Source organism: Streptomyces sp. NPDC018263 (assembly GCF_055562575.1).
Genome location: NZ_JBVHFA010000009.1, coordinates 75,263 through 99,196, shown reverse-complemented (window position 1 = coordinate 99,196; position 23,934 = coordinate 75,263). Strand labels below are relative to the sequence as shown.

The 23,934-nt window shown below is 73.6% G+C and carries 23 protein-coding genes; 16 read left to right on the top strand and 7 right to left on the bottom strand.

The features are described from left to right. Positions 1–59 precede the first annotated feature (59 nt). A complete protein-coding gene (locus ACZ3HQ_RS25400; RefSeq protein ID WP_467514320.1) occupies positions 60–2,207 on the top strand; it encodes a primosomal protein N' in 2,148 nt (715 codons plus the stop codon). 105 nt (positions 2,208–2,312) lie between these two features. Here the strand turns inward: ACZ3HQ_RS25400 and ACZ3HQ_RS25395 are convergent, their stop codons facing one another. Beyond that, complete coding sequence (locus ACZ3HQ_RS25395; protein WP_467514319.1) at positions 2,313–2,840, bottom strand: hypothetical protein; 528 nt, start codon at positions 2,838–2,840, stop codon at positions 2,313–2,315. Between the two features lie 291 nt (positions 2,841–3,131). On the opposite strand from ACZ3HQ_RS25395, the gene fmt reads away from it, so the two are divergent. The 13 genes from fmt (at position 3,132) to ACZ3HQ_RS25330 (ending at position 16,381) form a co-directional block, all read left to right on the top strand. Beyond that, a complete protein-coding gene (fmt, locus tag ACZ3HQ_RS25390) occupies positions 3,132–4,064 on the top strand; it encodes a methionyl-tRNA formyltransferase (protein ID WP_467514317.1) in 933 nt (310 codons plus the stop codon). A gap of 82 nt (positions 4,065–4,146) precedes the next feature. Continuing rightward, positions 4,147–5,565, top strand: a complete 1,419-nt coding sequence (locus ACZ3HQ_RS25385; protein ID WP_467514316.1) for an RsmB/NOP family class I SAM-dependent RNA methyltransferase — start codon at positions 4,147–4,149, stop codon at positions 5,563–5,565. A 181-nt stretch (positions 5,566–5,746) separates the two neighbouring features. Continuing rightward, positions 5,747–6,433, top strand: coding sequence for a ribulose-phosphate 3-epimerase (gene rpe, locus ACZ3HQ_RS25380; protein ID WP_467514314.1), 687 nt, complete (start codon positions 5,747–5,749; stop codon positions 6,431–6,433). Between the two features lie 90 nt (positions 6,434–6,523). Next, the gene (locus ACZ3HQ_RS25375) at positions 6,524–7,567 is read left to right on the top strand and encodes a sugar-binding transcriptional regulator (protein WP_030810559.1); all 1,044 of its coding nucleotides are present in this window, start codon (positions 6,524–6,526) and stop codon (positions 7,565–7,567) included. A gap of 56 nt (positions 7,568–7,623) precedes the next feature. Further along, entirely contained in the window at positions 7,624–8,076 is a 453-nt protein-coding gene (locus tag ACZ3HQ_RS25370) for a guanyl-specific ribonuclease (RefSeq protein WP_467514312.1), read from the top strand. Continuing rightward, complete coding sequence (locus tag ACZ3HQ_RS25365; RefSeq protein WP_161191510.1) at positions 8,073–8,408, top strand: barstar family protein; 336 nt, start codon at positions 8,073–8,075, stop codon at positions 8,406–8,408. Before ACZ3HQ_RS25370 ends, ACZ3HQ_RS25365 begins: the two co-directional genes overlap by 4 nt. 126 nt (positions 8,409–8,534) lie before the next feature. Further along, on the top strand, positions 8,535–9,977 hold the full coding sequence (locus ACZ3HQ_RS25360) for a GuaB1 family IMP dehydrogenase-related protein (protein WP_467514310.1): 1,443 nt from the start codon (positions 8,535–8,537) through the stop codon (positions 9,975–9,977). 108 nt (positions 9,978–10,085) lie between these two features. Beyond that, positions 10,086–10,538 (top strand): Lrp/AsnC family transcriptional regulator, encoded by a 453-nt coding sequence (locus ACZ3HQ_RS25355; protein WP_030810550.1) that lies wholly within the window; start codon positions 10,086–10,088, stop codon positions 10,536–10,538. 98 nt (positions 10,539–10,636) lie between these two features. Beyond that, a complete protein-coding gene (locus tag ACZ3HQ_RS25350) occupies positions 10,637–12,841 on the top strand; it encodes a sensor histidine kinase (protein WP_467514309.1) in 2,205 nt (734 codons plus the stop codon). After that, a complete protein-coding gene (locus ACZ3HQ_RS25345; protein ID WP_467514307.1) occupies positions 12,831–13,268 on the top strand; it encodes a roadblock/LC7 domain-containing protein in 438 nt (145 codons plus the stop codon). The genes ACZ3HQ_RS25350 and ACZ3HQ_RS25345 overlap by 11 nt, the downstream gene beginning before the upstream one ends. 6 nt (positions 13,269–13,274) lie before the next feature. Beyond that, complete coding sequence (locus ACZ3HQ_RS25340; protein ID WP_467514306.1) at positions 13,275–13,655, top strand: DUF742 domain-containing protein; 381 nt, start codon at positions 13,275–13,277, stop codon at positions 13,653–13,655. Positions 13,656–13,838: 183 nt separating this feature from the next. Next, positions 13,839–14,633 (top strand): carbon-nitrogen hydrolase family protein, encoded by a 795-nt coding sequence (locus tag ACZ3HQ_RS25335; RefSeq protein ID WP_467514305.1) that lies wholly within the window; start codon positions 13,839–13,841, stop codon positions 14,631–14,633. 50 nt (positions 14,634–14,683) lie between these two features. Continuing rightward, on the top strand, positions 14,684–16,381 hold the full coding sequence (locus ACZ3HQ_RS25330; RefSeq protein ID WP_467514304.1) for a flavin monoamine oxidase family protein: 1,698 nt from the start codon (positions 14,684–14,686) through the stop codon (positions 16,379–16,381). A gap of 37 nt (positions 16,382–16,418) precedes the next feature. Here the strand turns inward: ACZ3HQ_RS25330 and ACZ3HQ_RS25325 are convergent, their stop codons facing one another. The 3 genes from ACZ3HQ_RS25325 to ACZ3HQ_RS25315 all read right to left on the bottom strand — a co-directional run bounded on the left by ACZ3HQ_RS25325 (position 16,419) and on the right by ACZ3HQ_RS25315 (position 19,640). Beyond that, positions 16,419–17,351, bottom strand: a complete 933-nt coding sequence (locus ACZ3HQ_RS25325) for an LLM class F420-dependent oxidoreductase (RefSeq protein ID WP_467514302.1) — start codon at positions 17,349–17,351, stop codon at positions 16,419–16,421. Between the two features lie 92 nt (positions 17,352–17,443). Continuing rightward, positions 17,444–18,142, bottom strand: a complete 699-nt coding sequence (locus ACZ3HQ_RS25320) for a DUF5995 family protein (protein ID WP_467514301.1) — start codon at positions 18,140–18,142, stop codon at positions 17,444–17,446. 91 nt (positions 18,143–18,233) lie between these two features. Next, positions 18,234–19,640 carry a uracil-xanthine permease family protein gene (locus ACZ3HQ_RS25315; RefSeq protein ID WP_467514299.1) on the bottom strand — a complete coding sequence of 469 codons (1,407 nt, stop codon included), beginning with the start codon at positions 19,638–19,640 and terminating at the stop codon, positions 18,234–18,236. Positions 19,641–19,861: 221 nt separating this feature from the next. Here ACZ3HQ_RS25315 and ACZ3HQ_RS25310 point away from each other — a divergent pair, with 221 nt between their 5' ends. Further along, entirely contained in the window at positions 19,862–20,320 is a 459-nt protein-coding gene (locus ACZ3HQ_RS25310) for an acyl-CoA thioesterase (protein WP_467514297.1), read from the top strand. On the opposite strand, the gene ACZ3HQ_RS25305 is transcribed toward ACZ3HQ_RS25310, so the two are convergent. Next, complete coding sequence (locus ACZ3HQ_RS25305; protein ID WP_467514296.1) at positions 20,280–21,491, bottom strand: MFS transporter; 1,212 nt, start codon at positions 21,489–21,491, stop codon at positions 20,280–20,282. The genes ACZ3HQ_RS25310 and ACZ3HQ_RS25305 overlap by 41 nt on opposite strands. Positions 21,492–21,612: 121 nt before the next feature. On the opposite strand from ACZ3HQ_RS25305, the gene ACZ3HQ_RS25300 reads away from it, so the two are divergent. Then, positions 21,613–22,800, top strand: a complete 1,188-nt coding sequence (locus ACZ3HQ_RS25300; RefSeq protein ID WP_467514295.1) for an ROK family transcriptional regulator — start codon at positions 21,613–21,615, stop codon at positions 22,798–22,800. Between the two features lie 3 nt (positions 22,801–22,803). Here the strand turns inward: ACZ3HQ_RS25300 and ACZ3HQ_RS25295 are convergent, their stop codons facing one another. Both ACZ3HQ_RS25295 and ACZ3HQ_RS25290 read right to left on the bottom strand, forming a co-directional pair. After that, a complete protein-coding gene (locus ACZ3HQ_RS25295) occupies positions 22,804–23,016 on the bottom strand; it encodes a hypothetical protein (RefSeq protein ID WP_467514293.1) in 213 nt (70 codons plus the stop codon). A 129-nt stretch (positions 23,017–23,145) separates the two neighbouring features. Continuing rightward, positions 23,146–23,886, bottom strand: coding sequence for an SDR family oxidoreductase (locus ACZ3HQ_RS25290; RefSeq protein ID WP_467514292.1), 741 nt, complete (start codon positions 23,884–23,886; stop codon positions 23,146–23,148). Positions 23,887–23,934 lie beyond the last annotated feature (48 nt).

The window sequence follows — 23,934 nt, the reverse complement described above, 5'->3', positions numbered from 1 at the left end:
GCGTGCTCCGGGCGCATCGAGGGGCGGTGCTGTCAGTGGTCTTTGGTAAGAATGCAAGCGTGAGCAGCGACAACGGGCCGGGGGACGGCGGGGCCGAGGGGCCGCCGCCGGAGCAGCTCGCGCTCATCCGGGAGAGCGTGCGCGGCGCCGACGTACCGCGCGCCAAGCCGCGCACCTGGCGGGGGGCCGCGCTCGCCAAGGACCGGCCGGTCGCCCGCGTGCTCGTCGACAAGGGCGTCCTCCACCTCGACCGCTACTTCGACTACGCCGTGCCCGAGGAACTCGACGCCGACGCCCAGCCCGGCGTGCGGGTGCGGGTGCGGTTCGGCGCCGGACGGCACCGGGTGCGGGACGGGCGGCGCGAGGGCGGCGGCCTGATCGACGGCTACCTGATCGAGCGGCGTGACGAGTCCGACTACGCGGGGCCGCTCGCCGCCCTCGCCCAGGTCGTCTCCCCGGAGCCGGTGCTCGGCGAGGAACTGCTCGGGCTCGCCCGCGCCGTCGCCGACCGGTACGCGGGCAGCCTCGCCGACGTGCTGCAACTGGCCGTGCCGCCGCGCAGCGCCCGCGCGGAGAAGCGCGCCTCCCCGGAGCCCCTCCCCGCGCCCCCCGCCCCGGACGCGGGCACCTGGGCCCGTTACGAGCACGGTCCCGCCTTCCTCGACGCCCTGGCCTCCGGTGGTTCACCCCGCGCGGTGTGGAACGCGCTGCCCGGCCCCGAGTGGAGCGAGGAGATCGCCCGCGCCGTCGCCGCCACCCTCGCCTCGGGACGCGGCGCGCTGGTCGTCGTCCCCGACGGGCGGACCGCCGCGCGGGTCGACGCCGCGCTGACCGGACTGCTCGGCAAGGGCCACCACGCGCTGCTCACCGCCGACGCCGGACCCGAGAAGCGGTACGCGCAGTGGCTCGCGGTCCGGCGCGGCTCCGTACGGGCGGTCGTCGGCACCCGCGCGGCCATGTTCGCCCCCGTACGGGACCTCGGGCTGGTGGCGATCTGGGACGACGGCGACGACAGCCACAGCGAACAGCACGCGCCCCAGCCGCATGCCCGCGATGTCCTGCTGCTGCGGGCCTCGCTCGACAAGTGCGCCTTTCTGGTGGGTAGTTGGAGCTGCACGGTGGAGGCGGCCCAGCTCGTCGAGAGCGGCTGGGCACGGCCCCTGACCGCCGGCCGCGACCAGGTCCGCCGGACCGCGCCGCTGGTACGCACCGTCGGGGACACCGACCTCGCCCGTGACGAGGCCGCCCGCGCCGCCCGGCTGCCCAGCCTCGCCTGGCAGGCCGTCCGGGAGGGTCTCAGGACCGGCCCGGTGCTGGTGCAGGTACCCCGGCGCGGATACGTGCCCCGCCTGGCCTGCGCCCAGTGCCGGGCGCCCGCGCGGTGTGCGCACTGTGCCGGGCCGCTCCAGGCGCAGGACGCGGGGGCGCTGCGCTGCGAGTGGTGCGGACGCGAGGAGCACTCCTGGCACTGCCCCGAGTGCGGCGGCTTCCGGCTGCGCGCCCAGGTGGTGGGCGCGCGCCGTACCGCCGAGGAGCTGGGGCGCGCCTTCCCCGCCGTGCCGGTCCGCACCTCCGGGCGTGAGCACGTGCTCGACACCGTGCCGGACGCGCCCGCGCTGATCGTCAGCACCCCCGGCGCCGAGCCGGTCGCCGAGGGTGGCTACGCGGCGGCGCTGCTGCTCGACGGCTGGGCGATGCTGGGCCGGCCGGACCTGCGCTCCGGCGAGGACGCGCTGCGCCGGTGGATCGGCGCGGCGGCGCTGGTCCGGCCGCAGGGGGAGGGCGGGACCGTGGTGGTCGTGGCCGAGCCGACCCTGCGGCCCGTGCAGGCGCTGGTGCGGTGGGACCCCGTCGGGTTCGCGGTCCGTGAGCTGGCCGAGCGGGCCGAGCTGGGCTTTCCGCCGGTGTCACGGATGGCGGCGGTGTCCGGGACGGCCGAGGCGGTCGCGGAGTTCCTCGCGGCCGTGGAGTCGCCCCCGGACGCGGAGGTGCTGGGACCGGTGCCCCTGCCGCCGACTCTGCCGGGCCGGCCGCGCAGGCCCGGGGCGCCGCCGCCGGGGGAGCAGTGGGAACGTGCGCTGATCCGGGTTCCGCCCGGCAGCGGGGCCGCTCTGGCCGCCGCCCTGAAGACCGCTCAGGCGGCGCGGATGGCGCGGGGGAGCGGGGAGCCGGTGCGGGTGCGGATCGATCCGCCGGACATCGGCTGAGCCTCGCGGGCGGGGCGGGAGGGTTCACCTTCGGCTGTGTCGCTCGGGGCGCGGACGTGACAACGCCCTCCCGGCCGGTGCCGGGAGGGCGCGGGTTGCATCGGGTCAGCCGCTGCGGGGGCCGGGGAGGGCGGGGGGCCTGGGGTCGTCGCGGAGGGTGGGGCTGCCCGAGGTCGGCTGGGTCGGCATGGAGCGGGCCGCCGGGACGGTCGGCATACCGGTGTTGATGGTGCGGGTGCCCGACGGCTCCCCGGCCCGCTCGGCCTCGGCCGCGGCCTGGGCGGCGGCCCGGCGGGCGCCGTAACGGCGGTGCACGGCCTGCTTGGTGACGCCGAGCGCGGAGCCCACCGCGTCCCACGAGAAGCCGAGCGAGCGGTCGAAGTCCACGGCCGCCGTCACCAGGGTCTCGACGCTGTCCCGGAGTTCCTGGGCGAGGCGGACCGTCGGGGCGGGGGCGCGTCCGTAGACGACGAAACCCGTGGACGGGCCGGAGCGGCGGGGACGGTAGACGTTGCCGAGCTGGGCGGTGAGGGTGCGCAGTGCGTCCACCTGCCGGCGGACCCGCTCGATGTCCCGCACCAGCAAGTGCAGGCTGGCACGGGCCTGGGCGTCGTGGGTTGCGTGGTCGGCCATGAACAAGCCTCTCGAACCGGCGTTGAAAGGAAGTGGGCGGCCGAAGCGGCCGGAAGTGGTCAACTCTCTCTTGACCAACGCGTGGACGCTCCGCTGGTCACGGGGTGGGGGCGTGCGGAGTGTGTTTGTACGCCGGGGTCTCCCACCCGCGCACCACCCGTTTGCTGTTGGCCAAGCGGCCTCGGGCGGGTGGGCGGAAAGGAACGGCGCCTGCGGCGACCGGACATCCGCGGACAGTCATAGACTGGTCCGCTGCCCGTCCGCCGTCGTTCGAGAGGCTCGATCCCGCCCATGAAGCTCGTCTTCGCCGGTACCCCCGAGGTCGCCGTTCCCGCTCTGGACGCTCTGATCGCCTCCGGGCGGCATGAGGTGGCCGCTGTAGTCACGCGGCCCGACGCGCCCGCCGGGCGGGGGCGCAGGCTGGTCGCCTCGCCCGTGGCCGAGCGGGCGGAGGAGGCCGGGATCGAGGTGCTGAAGCCGGTCAGTCCGCGCGACCCCGCGTTCCTGGAGCGGCTGAAGGAGATCGGCCCGGACTGCTGCCCGGTCGTCGCCTACGGCGCCCTGCTGCCCCGCGTCGCCCTCGACATCCCCGCCCACGGCTGGGTCAACCTGCACTTCTCGCTGCTGCCGGCCTGGCGCGGAGCCGCGCCCGTACAGCACTCGATCATGTCGGGCGACGAGATCACCGGCGCCTCCACCTTCCTCATCGAGGAGGGCCTGGACTCCGGCCCGGTCTACGGCACCGTCACCGAGGAGATCCGCCCCACCGACACCAGCGGCGACCTGCTCACCCGCCTCGCCTTCGCCGGTTCCGGGCTGCTCGCGGCCACCATGGACGGCATCGCGGACGGCACCCTGAAGGCCGTACCGCAGCCCGCCGAGGGCATCACCCTCGCGCCGAAGATCACGGTCGAGGACGCCAAGGTCGACTGGGCGGCGCCCGCGCTGCGCGTCGACCGGGTGGTGCGCGGCTGCACGCCCGCCCCCGGCGCGTGGACCGTGTTCCGGGGCGAGCGGCTCAAGCTCGTGCAGGTCGCGCCGGCGCCGGAGCGGACCGACCTCGCGCCCGGACAGCTCGGTGTCGGCAAGAACAGCGTGCACGTGGGCACGGGCTCGTACGCCGTCGAGCTGCTCTGGGTGCAGGCCCAGGGCAAGAAGCCGATGCGGGCCGCCGACTGGGCGCGCGGGGCGCGGATCGCCGAGGGCGAGTCGCTCGGCCGCTGACACCCCGCGAGTGGGGGGTGACGGTCCGCCGACGTACGCTGGTGACCGCACCCCCCTTGAGCACATCCGGAGCACCTTTCCCGTGAGCGAGCAGTCCCGTCGGCCGCACCGGCCCGCCAAGCCCTACCGGCGCCCCCAGAAGGACCCCGTCCGCGTCCTCGCCTTCGACGCGCTGCGCGCGGTGGACGAGCGGGACGCCTACGCCAACCTCGTGCTGCCCCCGCTGCTGCGCAAGGCGCGGGAGAACGGCGACTTCGACGCGCGGGACGCCGCCCTCGCCACCGAACTGGTCTACGGCACGCTGCGCCGCCAGGGCACCTACGACGCGATCATCGCCAGGTGCGTCGACCGTCCGCTGCGCGAGGTGGACCCGCCGGTGCTCGACGTACTGAGCCTCGGCGCGCACCAGTTGCTCGGCACGCGCATTCCCACCCATGCCGCCGTCTCGGCCTCGGTCGAGCTGGCGCGGGTGGTGCTCGGCGACGGGCGGGCCAAGTTCGTCAACGCCGTGCTCCGCAAGATCGCCCAGCACGACCTGGACGGCTGGCTGGAGCGGGTCGCGCCGCCCTACGACGAGGACCCCGAGGACCACCTCGCCGTCGTCCACTCCCACCCGCGCTGGGTCGTCTCCGCGCTGTGGGACTCCCTCGGCGGCGACCGCGCCGGCATCGAGGAACTCCTCGCGGCGGACAACGAGCGCCCCGAGGTCACCCTCGTCGCGCGTCCCGGCCGGTCCACCACCGAGGAACTGCTGACCGAGGACGCGGCCGTGGCAGGTGACTGGTCCCCGTACGCGGTACGGCTCACCGAGGGCGGCGAGCCGGGCGCGGTGGAGGCCGTGCGCGAGGGCCGGGCCGGTGTGCAGGACGAGGGCAGCCAGCTCGTCGCCCTCGCCCTCGCCAACGCGCCCGTCGAAGGCCCCGACGAGATGTGGCTCGACGGCTGCGCGGGTCCCGGCGGCAAGGCCGCGCTGCTGGCCGCGCTGGCCGCCGAGCGCGGTGCCACGCTGGTCGCCTCCGAGAAGCAGCCGCACCGTGCGGGCCTGGTGGCCAAGGCGCTGGCCGGCAATCCCGGCCCGTACCAGGTGATCACCGCCGACGGCACCCGTCCGCCGTGGCGCTCCGGCACCTTCGACCGCGTCCTGATGGACGTCCCCTGCACCGGCCTCGGCGCCCTGCGCCGCCGCCCCGAGGCCCGCTGGCGCCGCCGCCCCGAGGACCTCGAGAACTTCGCCCCGGTCCAGCGAGCCCTCCTGCGCACCGCCCTGGACTCCGTCCGCGTGGGCGGAGTGGTCGGCTACGCCACCTGCTCCCCCCACCTGGCGGAGACCCGGGCCGTGGTGGCCGACCTCCTGAAGCAGCACCCCGACGCCGAACTCATCGACGCCCGCCCCCTGCTCCCCGGCGTCCCCGACCTCGGCGAAGGCCCCGACATCCAACTCTGGCCCCACAAGCACGGCACAGACGCGATGTACCTGGCCCTGATCCGCCGCACAGCGTGAACCAGGTTTTTTGATGGCTCCCCCCTGATCCCGGGTGCCGTTGGAACACGCCGAGGCCGGCCAACCCAGGGGCGCGGGGAACTGCGCGAACGACCCCCACCGGGCCGGCACCCGAACACCCGACCCCCACCACCCAGGACCTGACCCCGCACCCCCCGGAGGGGCATGGCAGGCTTGCCCCATGGCCGCGCAGATCAACCCCAGCATCCTGTCCGCAGACTTCGCCCGCCTCGCCGACGAGGCGAAGGCGGTCGAGGGCGCCGACTACCTCCACGTCGACGTCATGGACAACCACTTCGTCCCGAACCTCACGCTCGGCACCCCCGTCGTGGAGTCCCTGGCCCGCGCCACGGACATCCCGCTGGACTGCCACCTGATGATCGAGGACCCGGACCGCTGGGCCCCGCAGTACGTCGAGGCGGGCGCCTCCTCGGTGACCTTCCACGTGGAGGCGGCGCACGCCCCCATCCGGCTCGCCCGCGAGATCCGCGCCAAGGGTGCCCGCGCCGCCATGGCCCTCAAGCCCGCGACGCCGATCGAGTCGTACGAGGACATGCTCCCCGAGCTGGACATGCTGCTGATCATGACGGTCGAGCCGGGCTTCGGCGGCCAGGCGTTCCTCGACATCACGCTGCCCAAGATCCGCCGCACCCGCGAGCTGATCGCCCGGCACGGCCTCCAGATGTGGCTCCAGGTCGACGGCGGTGTCTCGGCCGAGACGATCGAGCGCTGCGCCGAGGCGGGGGCGGACGTGTTCGTCGCCGGATCGGCCGTGTACGGGGCCGAGGACCCGGCCGAGGCGGTCCGCGCACTGCGCGCGCAGGCGGACCGGGCGATCGCCGATTCGCCCTGGGCGTGCGGCCACTGAGCCACACGTAGGTGAACGGTTGAGGGAAGGCCGCCCATCAGGGCGGATTCACGGCGCCGGATCTGCGAGGATGAACGGCGAATCCAGAGTGTGAACAGCAGTGAGGAGAGCGCCGTGTCGGGTATGTCGGCGGGCCGGTCAGCCATGCGGATGGGACCCGCTGAGCTGGTGCAGGCGGCGGCCATGGCCCGCCGCTTCTACCTGGAGGGCAAGTCCAAGATCCAGATCGCCGAGGAGTTCGGCGTCAGCCGCTTCAAGGTGGCCCGGGTCCTGGAGACCGCTCTCGAACGGGATCTCGTCCGCATCGAGATCCGCGTCCCGGCCGAGCTGGACGCCGAGCGCTCGGACGCGCTCCGCGCCCGGTACGGCCTCAGACACGCCGTCGTGGTCGAGTCCCCGGCCGACGCCGAGGAGACCCCCGACCCGGAGAACCTGGGTGAGGTCGCCGCCGACCTGCTCGGTGAACTCGTCGACGAGGGCGACGTCCTCGGCCTCGCCTGGGGCCGCTCCACCATCCACATGGCGGCCGCGCTCGACCGGCTGCCGCCGTGCACGGTGGTGCAGTTGACGGGCGTGTACGACGCCGGGACCGCGGAGCGCGGCTCCGTGGAGGCCGTCCGCCGCGCCGCCCAGGTGTCCGGCGGGGACGCGCACCCCATCTACGCGCCGATGCTGCTGCCGGACGAGGCCACCGCCGCCGCCCTGCGCAACCAGACCGGGATCGCCCGCGCCTTCGAGTACTTCGACAAGGTCACGGTCGCCTGCGTCTCCATCGGCTCCTGGGAGCCGGGCATCTCCACGGTGCACGACATGCTCAGCGACGAGGAGCGCGCGCACTACGCCTCGCTCGGTGTCGCCGCCGAGATGTCCGCGCACCTCTTCGACGCCGACGGTCGACGGATCGGACGCGACCTGGGGGAGCGGTGCATCACGGTCAAGACCGACCAGTTGCGCCGTATCCCCGAGGTCGTGGCCATCGCGGGCGGGCAGCGCAAGGCCCCGGCGATCGACGCGGTGCTGCGCTCCGGGCTGGTCACCAGCCTGGTGACGGACACCTCGGCCGCGGACTACCTGCTCACCGCGGGCGCCGCGCCGAAGCCCGCGCTCAGCCGCGCCGACCCGGACGGGGTCTGAGCACGGAATCCGGCGGAACGCTGCCACGGCGGGCGCGCCGTGGCAGCATCTGCGGCATGCTGTCGCGGTTCGTCCCCCAGATCCTCAGGAGAGACAACGGCCGGGTGCGCCTGTTCGCCGGTCTTCTCGCCGTGCTCGGTGTCCTGCTGGCCGGCTGCGCCGGTACGGACACCGCCACCGAGCCCCCGGCCGCCTCGCAGAAGAGCGCCTCGGTCCCGGCCTGGGCCCGGGGCATGGCCACCGTCCCCGAGTCCCGGCTGCCCGCCGAGGCCCGGCGGACCCTCGCCCTCATCGACAAGGGCGGCCCGTACCCGTACGCGCGGGACGGCATCGTCTTCGGGAACTTCGAGGGCCATCTCCCCCGGCACCGGCGCGGTTACTACCACGAGTACACCGTGCCGACCCCGGCGTCGGGCGGCCGGGGTGCCCGGCGCATGGTCACGGGCGACGGCGGGGAGTTCTACTACACCGATGATCATTACAACTCCTTCCGGGCGGTGCTGAGATGAGCGAAGACCTTGTCGACCGGGTCGCGGTCACCCTCGACCTCAAGGGGGTCCGCGACAAGGCCGGGCTGATGGACCAGGTGGTGACCGCGCTGAACCTGCCCGACTGGTTCGGCCGCAACTGGGACGCCCTGCTGGACTCCCTCTCCGACACCACCGTCTGGCCCCCGGCCGCCATCGAGCGCGGGCTGCTGATCGTCGTACGGAACTGGGAGCCGTTCGCCGAGCTGAACGGGCAGGAGTGGCGCATCGCGCGGGACGTGTTCTCCGAGGCGGTCGACCGCACCTCGTTCCTCGACGTGATGCTCGCCCTTGGAGGAACCTCCGAGCTGTGACCGCGGGTCCCTGGAGGTTCCGTGAGGGCATGACCAGGGCCCTGGCATGGGAGAATGAAGTACGTGCTCTTTCCCCCTGGCGCACCCGTCAGGGGGTCACCTCTGATCGACTGGGATGTGCGGCACGTGCGTTTCCTCAATGACATCCAGCCTGCCTACGACCTGACGTACGACGACGTCTTCATGGTGCCGAGCCGATCGGCGGTCGGCTCCCGGCAGGCGGTGGACCTCGGCTCTCCGGACGGCACCGGCACCACCATCCCGCTGGTCGTCGCCAACATGACCGCCATCGCGGGACGCCGGATGGCGGAGACGATGGCCCGGCGCGGCGGCCTGGTGGTCATCCCGCAGGACATCCCGATCGACGTCGTCACCGAGGTCGTCTCCTGGGTCAAGAGCCGCCACCTCGTGCTGGACACCCCGATCGTGCTGTCCCCGCACCAGACGGTGGCCGACGCGCTGGCCCTGCTGCCCAAGCGGGCGCACAACGCCGGTGTCGTCGTGGACGCCGACTACCGTCCCGTCGGTGTCGTCACCGACCAGGACCTCAGCGGTGTGGACCGCTTCACCCAGCTCGAAGTGGTCATGTCCCGCGACCTGCTGCTGCTCGACGCCGGCATCGACCCGCGCGAGGCGTTCAACATCCTGGACGCGGCCAACCGCCGCTACGCCCCGGCCGTCGACGCCGAGGGCCGCCTGGCCGGCATCCTCACCCGCAAGGGCGCCCTGCGCGCCACCCTGTACACCCCGGCCGTGGACGCCGACGGCAAGCTGCGCATCGCTGCCGCCGTGGGCATCAACGGCGACGTGGCGGGCAAGGCCAAGCAGCTTCTCGACGCGGGGGTGGACACCCTGGTCATCGACACCGCGCACGGCCACCAGGAGTCGATGATCAGCGCGGTCCGCACCGTGCGCGCCCTCGACCCGCGGGTGCCGATCGTCGCGGGCAACATCGTCTCCGCCGAGGGCGTCCGCGACCTGATCGAGGCCGGCGCCGACATCATCAAGGTCGGCGTCGGACCGGGCGCCATGTGCACCACCCGGATGATGACCGGCGTGGGCCGCCCGCAGTTCTCCGCCGTGCTGGAGTGCGCCGCCGAGGCGAAGAAGCACGGCAAGCACGTGTGGGCCGACGGCGGTGTCCGCCACCCGCGCGACGTGGCCATGGCGCTGGCGGCCGGTGCCTCCAACGTCATGGTCGGCTCCTGGTTCGCCGGCACCTACGAGTCGCCCGGCGACCTCCAGCAGGACGCCGACGGCCGTCTGTACAAGGAGTCGTTCGGCATGGCGTCCGCCCGCGCGGTGCGCAACCGCACCTCCGAGGAGTCGTCGTACGACCGCGCCCGCAAGGGGCTCTTCGAGGAGGGCATCTCCACCTCCCGGATGTTCCTCGACCCGGCCCGGCCGGGCGTGGAGGACCTGGTCGACTCGATCATCGCGGGCGTCCGCTCCTCCTGCACCTACGCGGGCGCCGGTTCGCTGGAGGAGTTCGCCGAGAAGGCCGTCGTCGGCATCCAGAGCGCGGCCGGGTACGCCGAGGGCATGCCCCTGCACGCGAGCTGGAGCTGACCCCTCCGCACGCCTCCGACCTGGGAGCTTCCCGGGTGCGGGGGTGGGGGTGGTTCGTGTTCTACTTCGTAGGAGAAGTGACCGTACCGACGAAGTGAACCACCCCCTGTGCTGAACGATCTCGACGAACGCATCGTGCACGCCCTCGCCGAGGACGCCCGCCGCTCCTACGCGGACATCGGGCAACTGGTCGGCCTGTCCGCCCCCGCCGTGAAGCGGCGGGTGGACCGGCTGCGGGCCACCGGAGCCATCACCGGGTTCACCGTCCGGGTGGACCCGGCGGCCCTCGGCTGGGAGACCGAGGGATACATCGAGATCTACTGCCGCAGCAACACCTCGCCGGAGACCATCCTGCGCGGCCTGGAGCGCTACCAGGAGGTGGTGGCCGCGTCCACCGTCACCGGGGACGCGGACGCCATCGCCCAGGTCTTCGCCTCCGACATGCGGCACTTCGAACGGGTCCTGGAGCGGATCGCCGGGGAGCCCTTCGTGGAGCGGACCAAGTCGGTGCTGGTGCTCTCGCCGCTGCTGCGCCGGTTCTCCTCGGGCGCGCCGGGCTGACCGTGAGTCCGGGCTACCTACGGTAACCATTGCGCTCCCCGGAGCGATCCCGTAGGTTGTCCGGCACTTTCTACCCACTGGTAACCGGCAGGTGATCCATGCGTTGGCCCGTCTGCCGTCCCCGTACCGTCCGCGCCCGCATCATCGCCCTCGCCCTGGCTCCGGCCCTCGCGCTCACCGCGCTGTGGAGCTTCGCCATGGTCTCCGTCACCGGCGAGTTGCGGGCCCTGATCCGGCTCCAGGGCGTCTACGAGGACTACGGCACCCCCGTGGACACCGCGGTCGGGCAGATCCAGATCGAGCGCCGCCTGTCCGCCGCCTACCTGGGCGGCCCCCGCGCGACCGCACCGGCCGCCGCCCTCCTTGCCCAGCAGCGTCGCACCGACCGCGCGGTCACCGCGATGCGGCGGGCCATGGCGAGCGGCGACCGGGACCGGCTCACCGTCCGTCAGCGACGGTCCCTGGACACCATGGTCACCGCCACCGGGAAACTGGAGGCGGTGCGCCGGGACGTGCTGGCCCGGCGGATCGGCTGGGACCGGGCCGTCACCGAGTACAGCGCCCTCGTCGAGCCCGGCTTCGCCGTCGAGTCCGCCCTCACCGCCCTCCAGGCCGGACAACTCGCCCGCGAGGCGCAGACCCTCGTCGAGCTGGTGCGGGTACGGGAGTTCGTCTCCCGGGAGGACGCCCTGGTCGCCGGGGCGCGGGCCGCGGACACCCTCACCCCGGCCCAGTACGCCCTGCTGACCGCCACCATCGAGGACCGCCGCGTCTTCGAGCGGACCTACGCACCCGACCTGCCCGCCGACTCCTACGCCCTGTACGAGAGGTTCCGCGACGGCGATCTGCACCGGGCGCTGGAGCGCGCCGAGGACGCGCTGCTCGTCGCCGGGGCCGACGGCGCGGACCGGGCGGTCGCCGCCGGCACCTGGCGCTCGGTCGCGGACCGGGCCGTGCACAGCTACATGCGGCTGTGCTCCAGCGCCGCCGAGCACGCCGCCGCACGCGGACGGGCCTTCGCCTACCGGGAGTTGACCAAGGCCGCCGTCGTCGGCGCGGCCGGGCTGGCCGCCGCGGGACTCTCCCTGTGGCTCGCGGTACGCGGTGCCCGGCGCGTCTCCCGGCGACTGGAGAACCTGCGTGACGCGGCCGACCTGCTCAGTACCCGCCAACTCCCGGATGTGATGCGCCGGTTGAGCGCGGGGGAGCCGGTCGACGCGGTGGCCGAGGCCCCGCCGCTCACCGCCGACGAGGTACGCGACGACGAGATCGGCCAGGTCGGCCGGTCCTTCAACACCGCCCGGCTGGCCGCCGTGGAGGCCGCCGTCCATCAAGCCACCCTGCGCCGGGGCCTGTCGGCGGTCCTGCTCAACATCGCGCGCCGCAACCAGGCCCTCGTACACCGGCAGTTGAAACTCGTGGACACCCTGGAGCGGCGCACGGACGACCCGGACGTGCTGCGCGAGCTGTTCCGGATCGACCACCTCACCACCCGGATGCGGCGCCACGCGGAGAGCCTGATCATCCTCTCCGGCGCCGCACCCGGCCGCCGCTGGCGCGGACCCGTGCCGATCGCGGACGTGGTGGCCTCGGCGGTGGGCGAGATCGAGGCGTACACCCGCGTGGTCGTCCCGCCGATGCCGGGCGACGGGATCGCGGCGGACGCCGTCGTCGACGTGGTGCACCTGCTGGCCGAACTGCTGGAGAACGCCACCCTGTTCTCGCCCCCGCACACCGAGGTCACCCTGCGCACCGGGCACGAGGACGGCCGCCTGGTCCTGCGCGTCGACGACCGGGGCCTCGGCCTCGACGCCGGGCAGCGCGAGGAGGCGACCCGCACCCTGCGCGACCCCGACGCCTTCGACCCCACCCGGCACGACCGGCTCGGCCTGTACGTGGTCGGCCGACTCGCCGCCCGGCACGGCATCGAGGTCGGCCTCGGGGAATCCCCCTACGGGGGCACGACCGCCACGGTGCTGATCCCGGCCGGGGTGCTGGCGACCGTCGAACCCGCTCAGCGGCGCCCGGCCCCCGCACCGCCCAGCCCCCGCAGACCGGTGCGCACGCCGGTACCGGCCTCTCCCGGCACCACCGCGCTGCCCACCCGCACCCGGCAGGCGTCCCTCGCCCCGGAACTCCGCGCCGACCCGCCGTCCGCCGACGACACCCCGCTCGGCGCGGCCGACCCCGAGGAGATGCGGGCCCTGTTCGCCGCCTTCCAGCGGGGCCTGAGCGAGGGCCGCAAAGGCATTCCCGCCGACGTCAACGCCGACGAAGGGACGGACACCGACGATGTACGGTGACGATCTGAACCCCGAGAACCCCGCCGTGCCCGAGGGCGCGCCCGGTACCGACCTGGGCTGGCTGCTCGACGACCTCGTCGCGCGCACCGAACACGTGCGCCAGGCCGTGCTCCTGACCGCCGACGGACTGCCGCTCAGCAGCTCCGACGGCATGCGCCGCCGCGACATCGAGCACCTGTCCGCCGTCTGCTCGGGCCTGCAGGGGCTCGCCGACTCGGCGGGGGAGCGGTTCGCCACCGGGGAGGTCCGGCAGACCATGGTCATGCTGGAGGACGCCTACCTCTTCATCACCCCCGCCGGACACGGCAGCCGGCTCGCCGTGCTGTGCGAGGCCCGCACGGATGTGGGGCAGCTCGCCCACGAGATGGCCCTTCTCGTCCGCCGCCTCGGCCGCCATCTGGACGCCGCGGCCCGCTCGGCGCCGTGACCGGCGGTGGACGAGGAGTACTGGTACGAGGAGGACACCGGGGCGATGGTCCGCCCCTACACCGTCACCCGAGGCCGCACCCGGCCGTCGGCTCGGCACGCCATCGACCTGATGTCGCGGGTCACCGCCCTGGAACCCGGCCCGGACGGTCCCGGCGTCGACCACGCCCGCGCGGCGCTGCTCGGCCATGTCCGGCGCGGGCCGCGCCCGGTCATCGAGCTGGCCGCCGACGCCGACCTGCCGCTCACCGTCGTCCGGGTACTCCTCGGTGACCTGGCCGAACAGGGGCTGATCCGCATCGACGCGCCCCGCCGCCTCCCGGTACACGGCACGGCCGCCGACCCCGAGCTGCTGCGGGAGATCGTGCGCCGGCTGCGCGAGCTGTAGCCGTTTCTACGCGCGTGCGTCCCCGGCACGCGCAACGAATCGCCGCGTGCGGGCCTCGCGACGCAACAAACCGCGCACCGGCGCGCAACGGGTGCTTCTTGTCCGGGTGAGCGCGCCGACCGTACCGTCTTACTGGCTCTCCGATGCCCCCCCGAATCCCCCTTTTCCCGGTGAGGAACACCCATGCGCACCGCCCTGCTCCAGAGCTCCGGCCGCCCCGGTTCCGTCGCCGAGAACCTCAAGGTGCTCGACGAGGCCGCGGGCCGCGCCGCCGAGGCGGGCGCCGGGCTGCTGGCCGCACCGGAGATGTTCCTGACCGGGTACGCGATCGGCGGCGAGATCCCGCACCTCGCGGAGCCCGCCGACGGCGACTCGGCCGACGCCGTCGCCGACATCGCCACCCGGCACGGCGTGGCCATCGCCTACGGCTACCCCGAGCGCGACGGCGACACGGTGTACAACTCCGCGCAGATCATCTCCGCCGAGGGCGCCCGGCTGGCCAACTACCGCAAGACCCACCTCTTCGGCTGCTTCGAGCGCGACCACTTCACGCCGGGCGGGCGCCAGGTCGTCCAGACCGAGCTGAACGGCCTCACCGTGGGCCTGCTGATCTGCTACGACGTCGAGTTCCCGGAGAACGTCCGCGCCCACGCGCTGGCAGGCACCGACCTGCTGATCGTGCCGACCGCGCAGATGCACCCGTACCAGTTCGTGCCGGAGTCGGTGATCCCGGTGCGGGCCTTCGAGAACCAGATGTACGTGGCCTACGTCAACCGGGTCGGCCAGGAAGGGGAGTTCGAGTTCGTCGGGCTCACCACGCTGGCCGGGCCCGACGGGGTGGCCCGCGTCCGCGCCGGGCGTTCCTCGGCCGAGCTGGTGTTCGCCGACGCCGATCCCGCCTTCCTGGCCGCCTCCCGCGAGGCCAACCTGTACCTGAACGACCGCCGACCCGGTCTGTACGGCTCGCTCACCGCCTGAACCTTCCCCACAGTTCGTCGCAGTACTTCCGCGCAAGGAGTCCGTACCCCATGACGTCCACGGTGCCCAACGCCGTCGAGCACGCCGACGAGCAGCAGCCGCCGATCACCATGTTCGGCCCGGACTTCCCCTACGCCTACGACGACTTCCTGGCCCACCCGGCGGGGCTCGGCCAGATACCGGCGACCGAGCACGGCACCGAGGTCGCCGTCATCGGCGGCGGTCTGTCCGGCATCGTGGCCGCGTACGAGCTGATGAAGATGGGCCTCAAGCCCGTCGTCTACGAGGCCGACCAGCTCGGCGGCCGGCTGCGGACCGTCGGGTTCGAGGGCTGCGACGAGTCGCTGACCGCCGAGATGGGCGCCATGCGCGTCCCGCCGTCCTCCACGGCCCTCCAGCACTACATCGACCTTGTCGGCCTGCACACCCGGCCCTTCCCGAACCCGCTGGCCGAGGGCACGCCGTCCACCGTGGTGGACCTCAAGGGCGAGTCGCACTACGCGGAGACCGTCGAGGACCTCCCGCAGGTCTACCGGGACGTCGCCGCCGCGTGGGGCAAGTGCCTGGAGGAGGGCGCCGACTTCTCCGACATGAACCGCGCCATGCGCGAGCGTGACGTGCCGCGCATCCGCGAGATCTGGTCGAAGCTGGTCGAGAAGCTCGACAACCAGACCTTCTACGGCTTCCTCTGTGACTCCGAGTCGTTCAAGTCCTTCCGGCACCGCGAGATCTTCGGCCAGGTCGGCTTCGGCACCGGCGGCTGGGACACCGACTTCCCCAACTCCATCCTGGAGATCCTGCGCGTCGTCTACACCGAGGCGGACGACCACCACCGGGGCATCGTCGGCGGCTCCCAGCAGTTGCCGCTGCGCCTGTGGGAGCGCGAGCCGGAGAAGATCGTGCACTGGCCCTACGGCACCTCGCTGGCCTCGTTGCACGTCAACGGCGAGCCCCGCCCGGCGGTGACCCGGCTGAACCGCACCTCGGGCAACCGGATCACGGTCACCGACGCGAACGGTGACATCCGGACCTACCAGGCGGCGATCTTCACCGCCCAGTCCTGGATGCTGCTCTCCAAGATCGCCTGCGACGACTCGCTCTTCCCGATCGACCACTGGACGGCGATCGAGCGCACGCACTACATGGAGTCCTCCAAGCTCTTCGTGCCGGTGGACCGGCCCTTCTGGCTGGACAAGGACGAGGAGAGCGGCCGGGACGTCATGTCGATGACGCTCACCGACCGGATGACGCGCGGTACGTACCTGCTGGACGACGGCCCGGACAAGCCCGCCGTCATCTGCCTCTCCTACACCTGGTGCGACGACAGCCTGAAGTGGCTGCCGCTGTCCGCGAACGAGCGGATGGAGGTGATGCTGAAGTCGCTCGGCGAGATCTATCCGAAGGTCGACATCCGGAAGCACATCATCGGCAACCCGGTCACCGTCTCCTGGGAGAACGAGCCCTACTTCATGGGCGCGTTCAAGGCCAACCTGCCGGGCCACTACCGCTACCAGCGCCGCCTGTTCACCCACTTCATGCAGGACCGGCTGCCCGAGGACAAGCGGGGTGTCTTCCTCGCCGGTGACGACATCTCCTGGACGGCCGGCTGGGCCGAGGGCGCGGTCCAGACCGCGCTGAACGCGGTCTGGGGCGTCATGCGGCACTTCGGCGGCGAGACCGACCCGACCAACCCGGGCCCCGGCGACGTGTACGACGAGATCGCGCCCGTCGAGCTGCCCGAGGACTGAGCCGGAGCAGGTGAGCCGGCGCGGAGCCGGCCGGGGCTCAGACCCCGGCCGCCCGCGCCTTCTCGTACAGCCCGGCGGCGGTGTCCTTCAGCTCGGCCGCGTCCCGTGCCTCGCTCTGGACGTCGAGGAGTATCTCCGCGTCCGGAACGATGCCGGTGTGCGCCGCGATGTCGGCCACGATCTGGTCGGTGTCGCCCTCGAACAGCGGGCGGTCCGCGCCGGTGACCGGCCTGGCGGCCACGCGCGCGTTGACCCTGATGACTGTACGGACCGGCTCGGTACGCCCGGCCTCCTCGGCCAGCTCCCGCAGGTCGCGCCACTGGGCGGCGAGCTGCTCGGGGCCGTAGGCGCCCGGCAGCCAGCCGTCGCCCCGCTCCACCAGCCGCCGCATCGCCCGCCGGTTGGTCGCGGCCAGCAGGACCGGGACGGGCCGCACCGGCTTCGGGCCGACGATCGCGGAGGCGATGTCGGTGGTCTTGCCGTGATGGACGACCGGATCGGGACCCCACACGGCCCGGCACACCGCGATCACCTCGTCCAGCGCGGTGCCGCGCTCCTCGAAGGGGAGCACCCCCGCGGCCGCGTACTCGTCCAGGGACCAGCCCGTGCCGAAGCCCGCGATCACCCGCCCGCCGCTCACCACGTCCAGCGTGGCCAGGGACTTGGCGAGCTGGAACGGCAGGTGCAGCGGGGCCACCAGCACGCTGGAGCCCAGCTCGGCGCGCGAGGTCGCGGTGGCGGCGAGGGTGAGCGTGACCAGCGGGTCGGCCACGCCCCGGTAGTACTCCGGCCAGGGCAGACCCGGTATGCCGTACAGCCCCTGGGCGGCGGGCTCCGGGACCAGGGCCCGCTCGAAGACCCACAGGCTGTCGTAACCGATCTCCTCGGCGGCGCGTGCCACGTCGGGCACGTCCCTGCCGATGTCGTACTGGCGCATCTGGGGAAGGCCGAGGCCGAGCCTGGTCGTCATACCGGTGCTCCTTCGCGTCGGGATGTCCCTTCAACGCGCGGCCCCCGCCCGGCTGTTCCGTAAGTCACCCGATGGGGTGACTTCAGGCCACCTCAGTCCCCGCACTCCCCGAGCGGCGTCAGCAGCATCCGTCCCGCGAAGCCGACGGCCGCGTCCAGCCGGGCGGTGAACTCCTCGGCCATGTCGCCGCCACAGCGCCGCAGCGCCCACAGCACCCTGGCCGCCGACCAGGTGGCGTCCCGCGCCCGCTCCAGGCTCCACGCGCCCAGCAGATGCGTGATCGGGTCCGCGATCTGGAGCAGGTCGGGACCCGGCATCAGATCCTCGCGGATGCGCTCCTCCAGCTCGGCCAGCAGCTCGCCCACCCGGTCGAACTCGTCCTCCAGCTCGGCCGGCGCACATCCCAGGGCCGCGCAGGTGTCGACCACGGCGAGCGCCAGGTCGTGCCCGATGTGGGCGTTGATGCCCGCCAGGGCGAACTGGAGCGGCCGTACGCCGGGATGGCGGCGGAGCTGGAACAGCGGACGCCAGCAGGCGGGCGGACGGCGGTCGTCCTCGACCGCGTCCACGGCCGCGAGGTACCGCTCGGCGAACCGGACGTCCAGCGCGGCCGCCGCGCACGCGTCCGGGAACTCCCCGGCGTCCAGCCGCCGGTCCACCTCCTCGGTGACGGTGAGGTAGACCCGGTTGAACACGGCGACCCCGTCCCGCGCGGGCAGCGCCGCGTCGAGCGCGCGCATCCGGGTCAGGACGGCGTCGACGGGGGTGGTGGAGTATCGCGGCAGCACCATGGGGGCAGGGTGGCAGCCGCGCACCGGCCGGCGGGCCGACCGGCCCGGTGCTTCGCCGGAACGAGCGAACGCCGGGCCGGTGCGGCTCCCGCTACGGCTTGCCGGACCCGTCGGCGGTGCCCTCGGCCTGCTTGTCGTACGACGAGGTGCCCTCGTCCAGCAGCGGCTGCTGCGTCTTCAGGTGGGCCGGGGCGAAGGCGCGCAGGGCGTGGTAGCCGGTGATGACGACCAGGGTGCCCAGGGCGATGCCGCTCAGCGAGAAGGTGTCGGTGAACTTCATGGTGACGTTGCCGACGCCGATGATGATGCCCGCGGCCGCCGGGACCAGGTTCAGCGGATTGCGCAGGTCCACCTTGCCGTGCAGCCAGATCTGCGCGCCGAGCAGGCCGATCATGCCGTACAGGATGACGGTGATGCCGCCGAGGACACCGCCGGGGATCGCGGCCACCACCGCGCCGAACTTGGGGCAGACGCCGAAGAGCAGGGCGAAGCAGGCGGCGGCCCAGTAGGCGGCCGTGGAGTAGACGCGGGTCGCGGCCATCACACCGATGTTCTCGGAGTAGGTGGTGTTCGGCGGGCCGCCCACGGCGGTGGAGAGGACCGAGGCGACGCCGTCCGCCGAGATCGCGGTGCCGAGCTTGTCGTCCAGTGAGTCGCCGGTCATCTCGCCGACCGCCTTGACGTGGCCCGCGTTCTCCGCGACCAGGGCGATCACCACGGGCAGCGCGACCAGGATCGCCGACCACTGGAAGGCGGGCCCGTGGAAGGCGGGCAGCCCGATCCAGTCCGCCTTGGAGACGCCGGAGAGGTCGAGCCGCCAGTGGTCGGTGACCTTGCCGCTCGCGTCCGCCGAGTGGATCTTGCCGAGGGTCAGGTCGAAGATCCAGGAGATCAGGTAGCCGAAGACCAGGCCCAGGAAGATGGCGATGCGCGACCAGAAACCGCGCAGGCAGACCACGGCCAGGCCGGTGAACAGCATCACGAGCAGCGCCGTCCACTGGTCCTGCGGCCAGTACGTCGTCGCGGTGACCGGGGCCAGGTTGAAGCCGATCAGCATGACCACGGCGCCGGTGACGACCGGCGGCATCGCGGCGTGGATGATCCGCGCGCCGAACTTCTGCACCGCGAGACCCACCAGGAACAGCACCACGCCGACCACGAGGATCGCGCCGGTCACGGTCGCGCTGCTGCCGCCGTCCGCGCGGATCACCGCGGCGACACCCACGAAGGACAGCGAGCAGCCCAGGTAGCTGGGGACCCGGCCGCGGGTGGCGAGCAGGAAGATCACCGTCGCCACACCCGACATCATGATCGCCAGGTTGGGGTCCAGGCCCATGAGCACGGGGGCGACGAAGGAGGCGCCGAACATCGCCACGACGTGCTGGGCGCCCAGGCCCACCGTGCGCGGCCAGGTCAGCCGTTCGTCGGGGCGTACCACCGCTCCGGGTGCGGGTGACTTTCCATCACCGTGCATTCGCCAACGCACGCCGAGGTCCATGGTGGGGTTTCGCTTTCTCTGTACTGAAGACGGTCCGCACCATTGTCAGGGGTAAGGAGGTGCGCTTCGGCCCCGCGGTGTCCCTCGCGCGCCGGGAACGGGTGTCCGGGGACCCCGGTCTGACCAGGGGAGTTGCCCGCGAGAGCGCCTGAGCGGTCGCTTAGTATGGCGGGGTCCGGGGGTGTGCGCCGCCCCGACCGACCCGCTCAGGAGCCCCGCCCGTGACCGCCGAAGCCCCGACCGCCCCCACCGTCCCGTACGGTCAACTCGTCCCCGTCGCCGTGCACTTCGACGACCTGGACGCGCTCGGGCTGCTGCACAACGCCCGCTGTCCGCTGCTGGTCGAGCGCGCCTGGACCGAGCTGTGGAACGCCCGCGGGGTCCGCTTCGACGGCGACTGGGCGGCGGCCGGCGACGCCTGCACCGCGGTCCGCGAACTCGTCATCGGCTATGAGGCGCCCGTCACCCGCCCCGGCACCTACGCCGTCCACCTCTGGCTGGAGCGGCTCGGCACCACCGGCCTCACCTACGGGTTCCGGCTCTGCTCGGCCGACGGCGCCACGACCTACGCGCGCGGCACCCGCGTCCTGGTCCGGCTGGACGCGGAAACGCTGCGGCCCGCGCCCTGGAGCGAGGGGTTCAGGCAGGCGGCCCGGGAACTGCTGCGGCCTGCCGGCTGACCTTGTCGCCCCCGCGCTCGGCGGTGCGCAGCACGCCCGCGAACCCGGCCAGCGCGCAGGCCAGCACGGTCACCACGACGAACGACACGGTCAGGCTGGTCGCCTGCGCCACCCCGCCGATCAGGCTCGGCGCGATCAGCCCCGAGGTGTAGGTGATCGTGGCCACACCCGCGATGGCCTGGCTCGGGTTGGGCCCCGAGTGCCCGGCCGCCGCGAAGCACAGCGGGACGACCACCGCGATGCCGAGCCCCATCAGCGCGAAGCCGGTCATCGCCAGCGGGGGACGGTCCGCGAGGACCACCAGCAGGCCACCCACCCCGGCGAGCAGGCCGCCCGCCCGGACGGTGCGCACCGCGCCGAAGCGGTTCACCACCGCGTCCCCGGCGATCCGGGCGACGGCCATGGTCAGCATGAACCCGGTGGTGGTCGCCGCCGCCAGGCCCGGCGAGCCGTCCAGCCGGTCCCGCAGGAACACCGCGGACCAGTCCAGGCTCGCCCCCTCCGCGAACACCGCGCAGAAGCCGACCGCGCCGATCAGCAGGGCCGAGCGGGGCGGCAGCGCGAACCTCGGCGGCGGCTCCTCGTCCTCGGCGGGCTGTACGTCCAGCACCCAGGCGCACGCCAGTTGGCCCAGCAGGGTGAGTACGACGGCCGCCAGCACATGGTGCAGCCGGGCGTCGGAGCCGAGATGCGCGGCCAGCGTGCCCGCCGCCGAGCCGATCAGCGCGCCCGTGCTCCACATGCCGTGCAGCCCCGACATGATCGACTTGCCGAGCAGCCGCTCGACCTCCACGCCGAGCGCGTTCATCACCACGTCCGCCATGCCGGATGCGGCACCGTAGACGAACATGCCCAGGCACAGCGTGAGCAGGTTGGGCGCCAGCGAGGGCAGCACCAGGGAGAGCGTCCACAGCGCGAGGAGTCCGCGCAGGGCCGTACGGCTGCCGAAGCGGTGGCTGATCCGGCCCGCCAGCGGCATCGCGCAGGAGGCGCCGAGCGCGGTGAAGGCCAGGGCGAACCCGAGCTGGCCCGCGCTCAGCCCGGCGTGGTCCTGAATCCAGGGCACGCGGGTGGCGAAGGAACCCGTCACCGCGCCGTGCACGGCGAACACGGCGGCCACGGCGTACCGGGCGCGCCTGACCTTCCCGGCCGGTCCGCTCACGTCACCCATCTTCACGTCCCTCCCCAGGGGCTCGCCCGCTGTACCGTCCTCGGCACCCGCGCAAACTATCAGGGACCCTGCCTGATAGATAGGGTGCGTCCATCGGCCCGCCTCTGGGAGGATTCCCGTCATGCCCGCATCACCGAGCACCGCACGGGCCATCAACGACCGGCTCGCCCTGCGGCTGTTGCAGCAGGAGGGCCCGCTGACGGCGGGACAGCTCAAGCAGCTCACCGGACTGTCCCGGCCCACCGTGAGCGACCTCGTCGAGCGCCTCACCGTCTCCGGTCTGATCCGGGTCGTGGGGGAGTCGGGCGAGCAGCGCCGCGGGCCCAACGCCCGGCTGTACGGCATCGCCGCCGACCGCGCCCATCTGGCCGCCCTCGACGTCCGTACCGGGGGAGTCCTGGTGCTCGTCTCCGACCTGGTCGGAAGGGTGCTCGCGGAGGTGGCCGTGCCCATCGACGCCGGGAGCGGCACCGGGCCCGCCGTCGAGCAGGCGGTCGCGGCCGTGGAGGAGGCGGCGCGGAAGGCGGGGCAGGACGCCTGGGCGGGGCTGCACACCGTGGGCATCGGCGCGCCCGGTCTGGTCGACCCGGCCACCGGTGACCTGCGCGACTCCAGCGGGCTGCCCGCGTGGCACCGCAGCCTGGTCGCGGCCCTCCAGTGGCGGCTGCCCAAGGCGCGGGTCACGGTCGAGAACGAGACCAACCTCGCGGCCCTCGCCGAGCAGCGCGAGGGTGCCGCCCGCGACCGGGACACCTTCGTCCTGCTCTGGCTCGGGCACGGCGTCGGCGCCGCCGTCGTCCTCGACGGTCACCTGCGCCGGGGTGCCTCCGGCGGTACCGGTGAGATCGGCTTCCTGCCCGTCCCCGGCACCGGCTCGCTGCCCTCCGCCACCGACTGCGACGGCGGCTTCCACGCCCTGGCGGGCGCCGCCGCGATCGGCGCCCTCGCCCGCGAGCACGGCCTGCCGGCCGAAGGCCCGCTGGACGGACCGGGCGCCGCACGGCTGGTCGCGCGGGCGGTCGCCGCGGGGGACGGCCCCGCCGCCCGCTTCCTGGACACCCTCGCCGACCGCCTCGCCATAGGCACCGCCGCCGTCACCGCCATCCTCGACCCCGGCTGCGTGGTCCTCGGCGGCGAGATCGGCCAGGCCGGCGGAGAGGCCCTCGCTCGCCGGGTCGGCGCCCGCCTCGCCCGCATGTCCCCCCTGGCCACCGAGGTCCGCCCCGGCGCCCTCGGCGGCACGGCGGTCCTGCGCGGGGCCCTCCTGACAGCCCGCGACCGCGCCCAGGACGAACTGTTCGCGCCGTAGGGCTCAGTCCCGGTCCCGCAGGGCGCTCACGCCGTTGACGTCGTTGGAGTGGTGGTAGGCGTGTGCCTGGCGGCGGGCATCGCGGAGACCCCGTGTGGCCCGCGCCTCGATCCGCAGGGCCTCGGGACCGCCGGGTGCCCGGCGCCGGTCGCGCCGGACCAGCTTGATGACCGACCAGACCAGGATCAGCGCCGTACCCACCAGGGCGAGCAGCATCCGGACCACCCCCTCCGCCGGCGGGCCGGGCAGGCCCGCACCTGGCAACGTAGCCGGGGTGGCGAAGCTGCGCCACCGGCAACCCTGACCCCTCCCACGCTTCCGGTGCCCGGCAACCCCGCCCTCCGCTCAGCCGAACCGGCGGGCCAGGTGCTCCTCGAACGTCCCCTTGCCCACCGCCTGTTCCGGGGCCAGGTGGCCGCCCGCGCGGAACGCGCCGTACGTCCGGCCGAACAGGGGGACCTCCAGCGGGCGTCGGTGCCTGCCCGTGGCGTTCAGGTAGGCACGGGCCAGGGAGGGGACGGAGCGGATCTCGGGGCCGCCCATGTCGGGGACGCGGCCCGAGGGGGTCGTGAGGGCCAGCTCCGCCAGGCGGTCGGCCACTTCGGCCACCTCGATCGGCTGGTCGGAGAGACCGGCCGGGAGCAGGGCCAGTGGGGGTGCGGTGAGTTTGCCGAGGAAGGTGACCATCAGGTCGTGGAACTGGGTGGCGCGGAGCACGGTCCAGCCCAGGCCCGAGTCCTCGATCCGGCGCTCCACCGCGAGCTTGGCGCGGTAGTAGGGCAGCGGCACCCGGTCCACGCCGACGATGGAGATGTACACCAGATGGGCCACGCCGGCCCGCCGCGCGGCCGCGATCAGGTGGCCGGCGGCCCGCTCGTCGCCGCCGTTGGGCGAGCTGGCGCAGTGCACCACCGTCTCCACGCCGGCCAGCGCCGTGTCGAGCGCGGGGCCGCCCTTGCGCAGGTCGGCCGCGTACGGCTCGCTGTGCCGGCTGAGTACCCGTACCTCGTGGCCGTCCGTCCGGAGTCTCTCCGTCACCAGCCGGCCGAGTGTGCCGGTGCCGCCCGTCACCAGGATCGTGGTCATGCCGCTCGCCTTCCCTGAGGGTCCGGGGCGGCCCGTCCGGCACGCCCA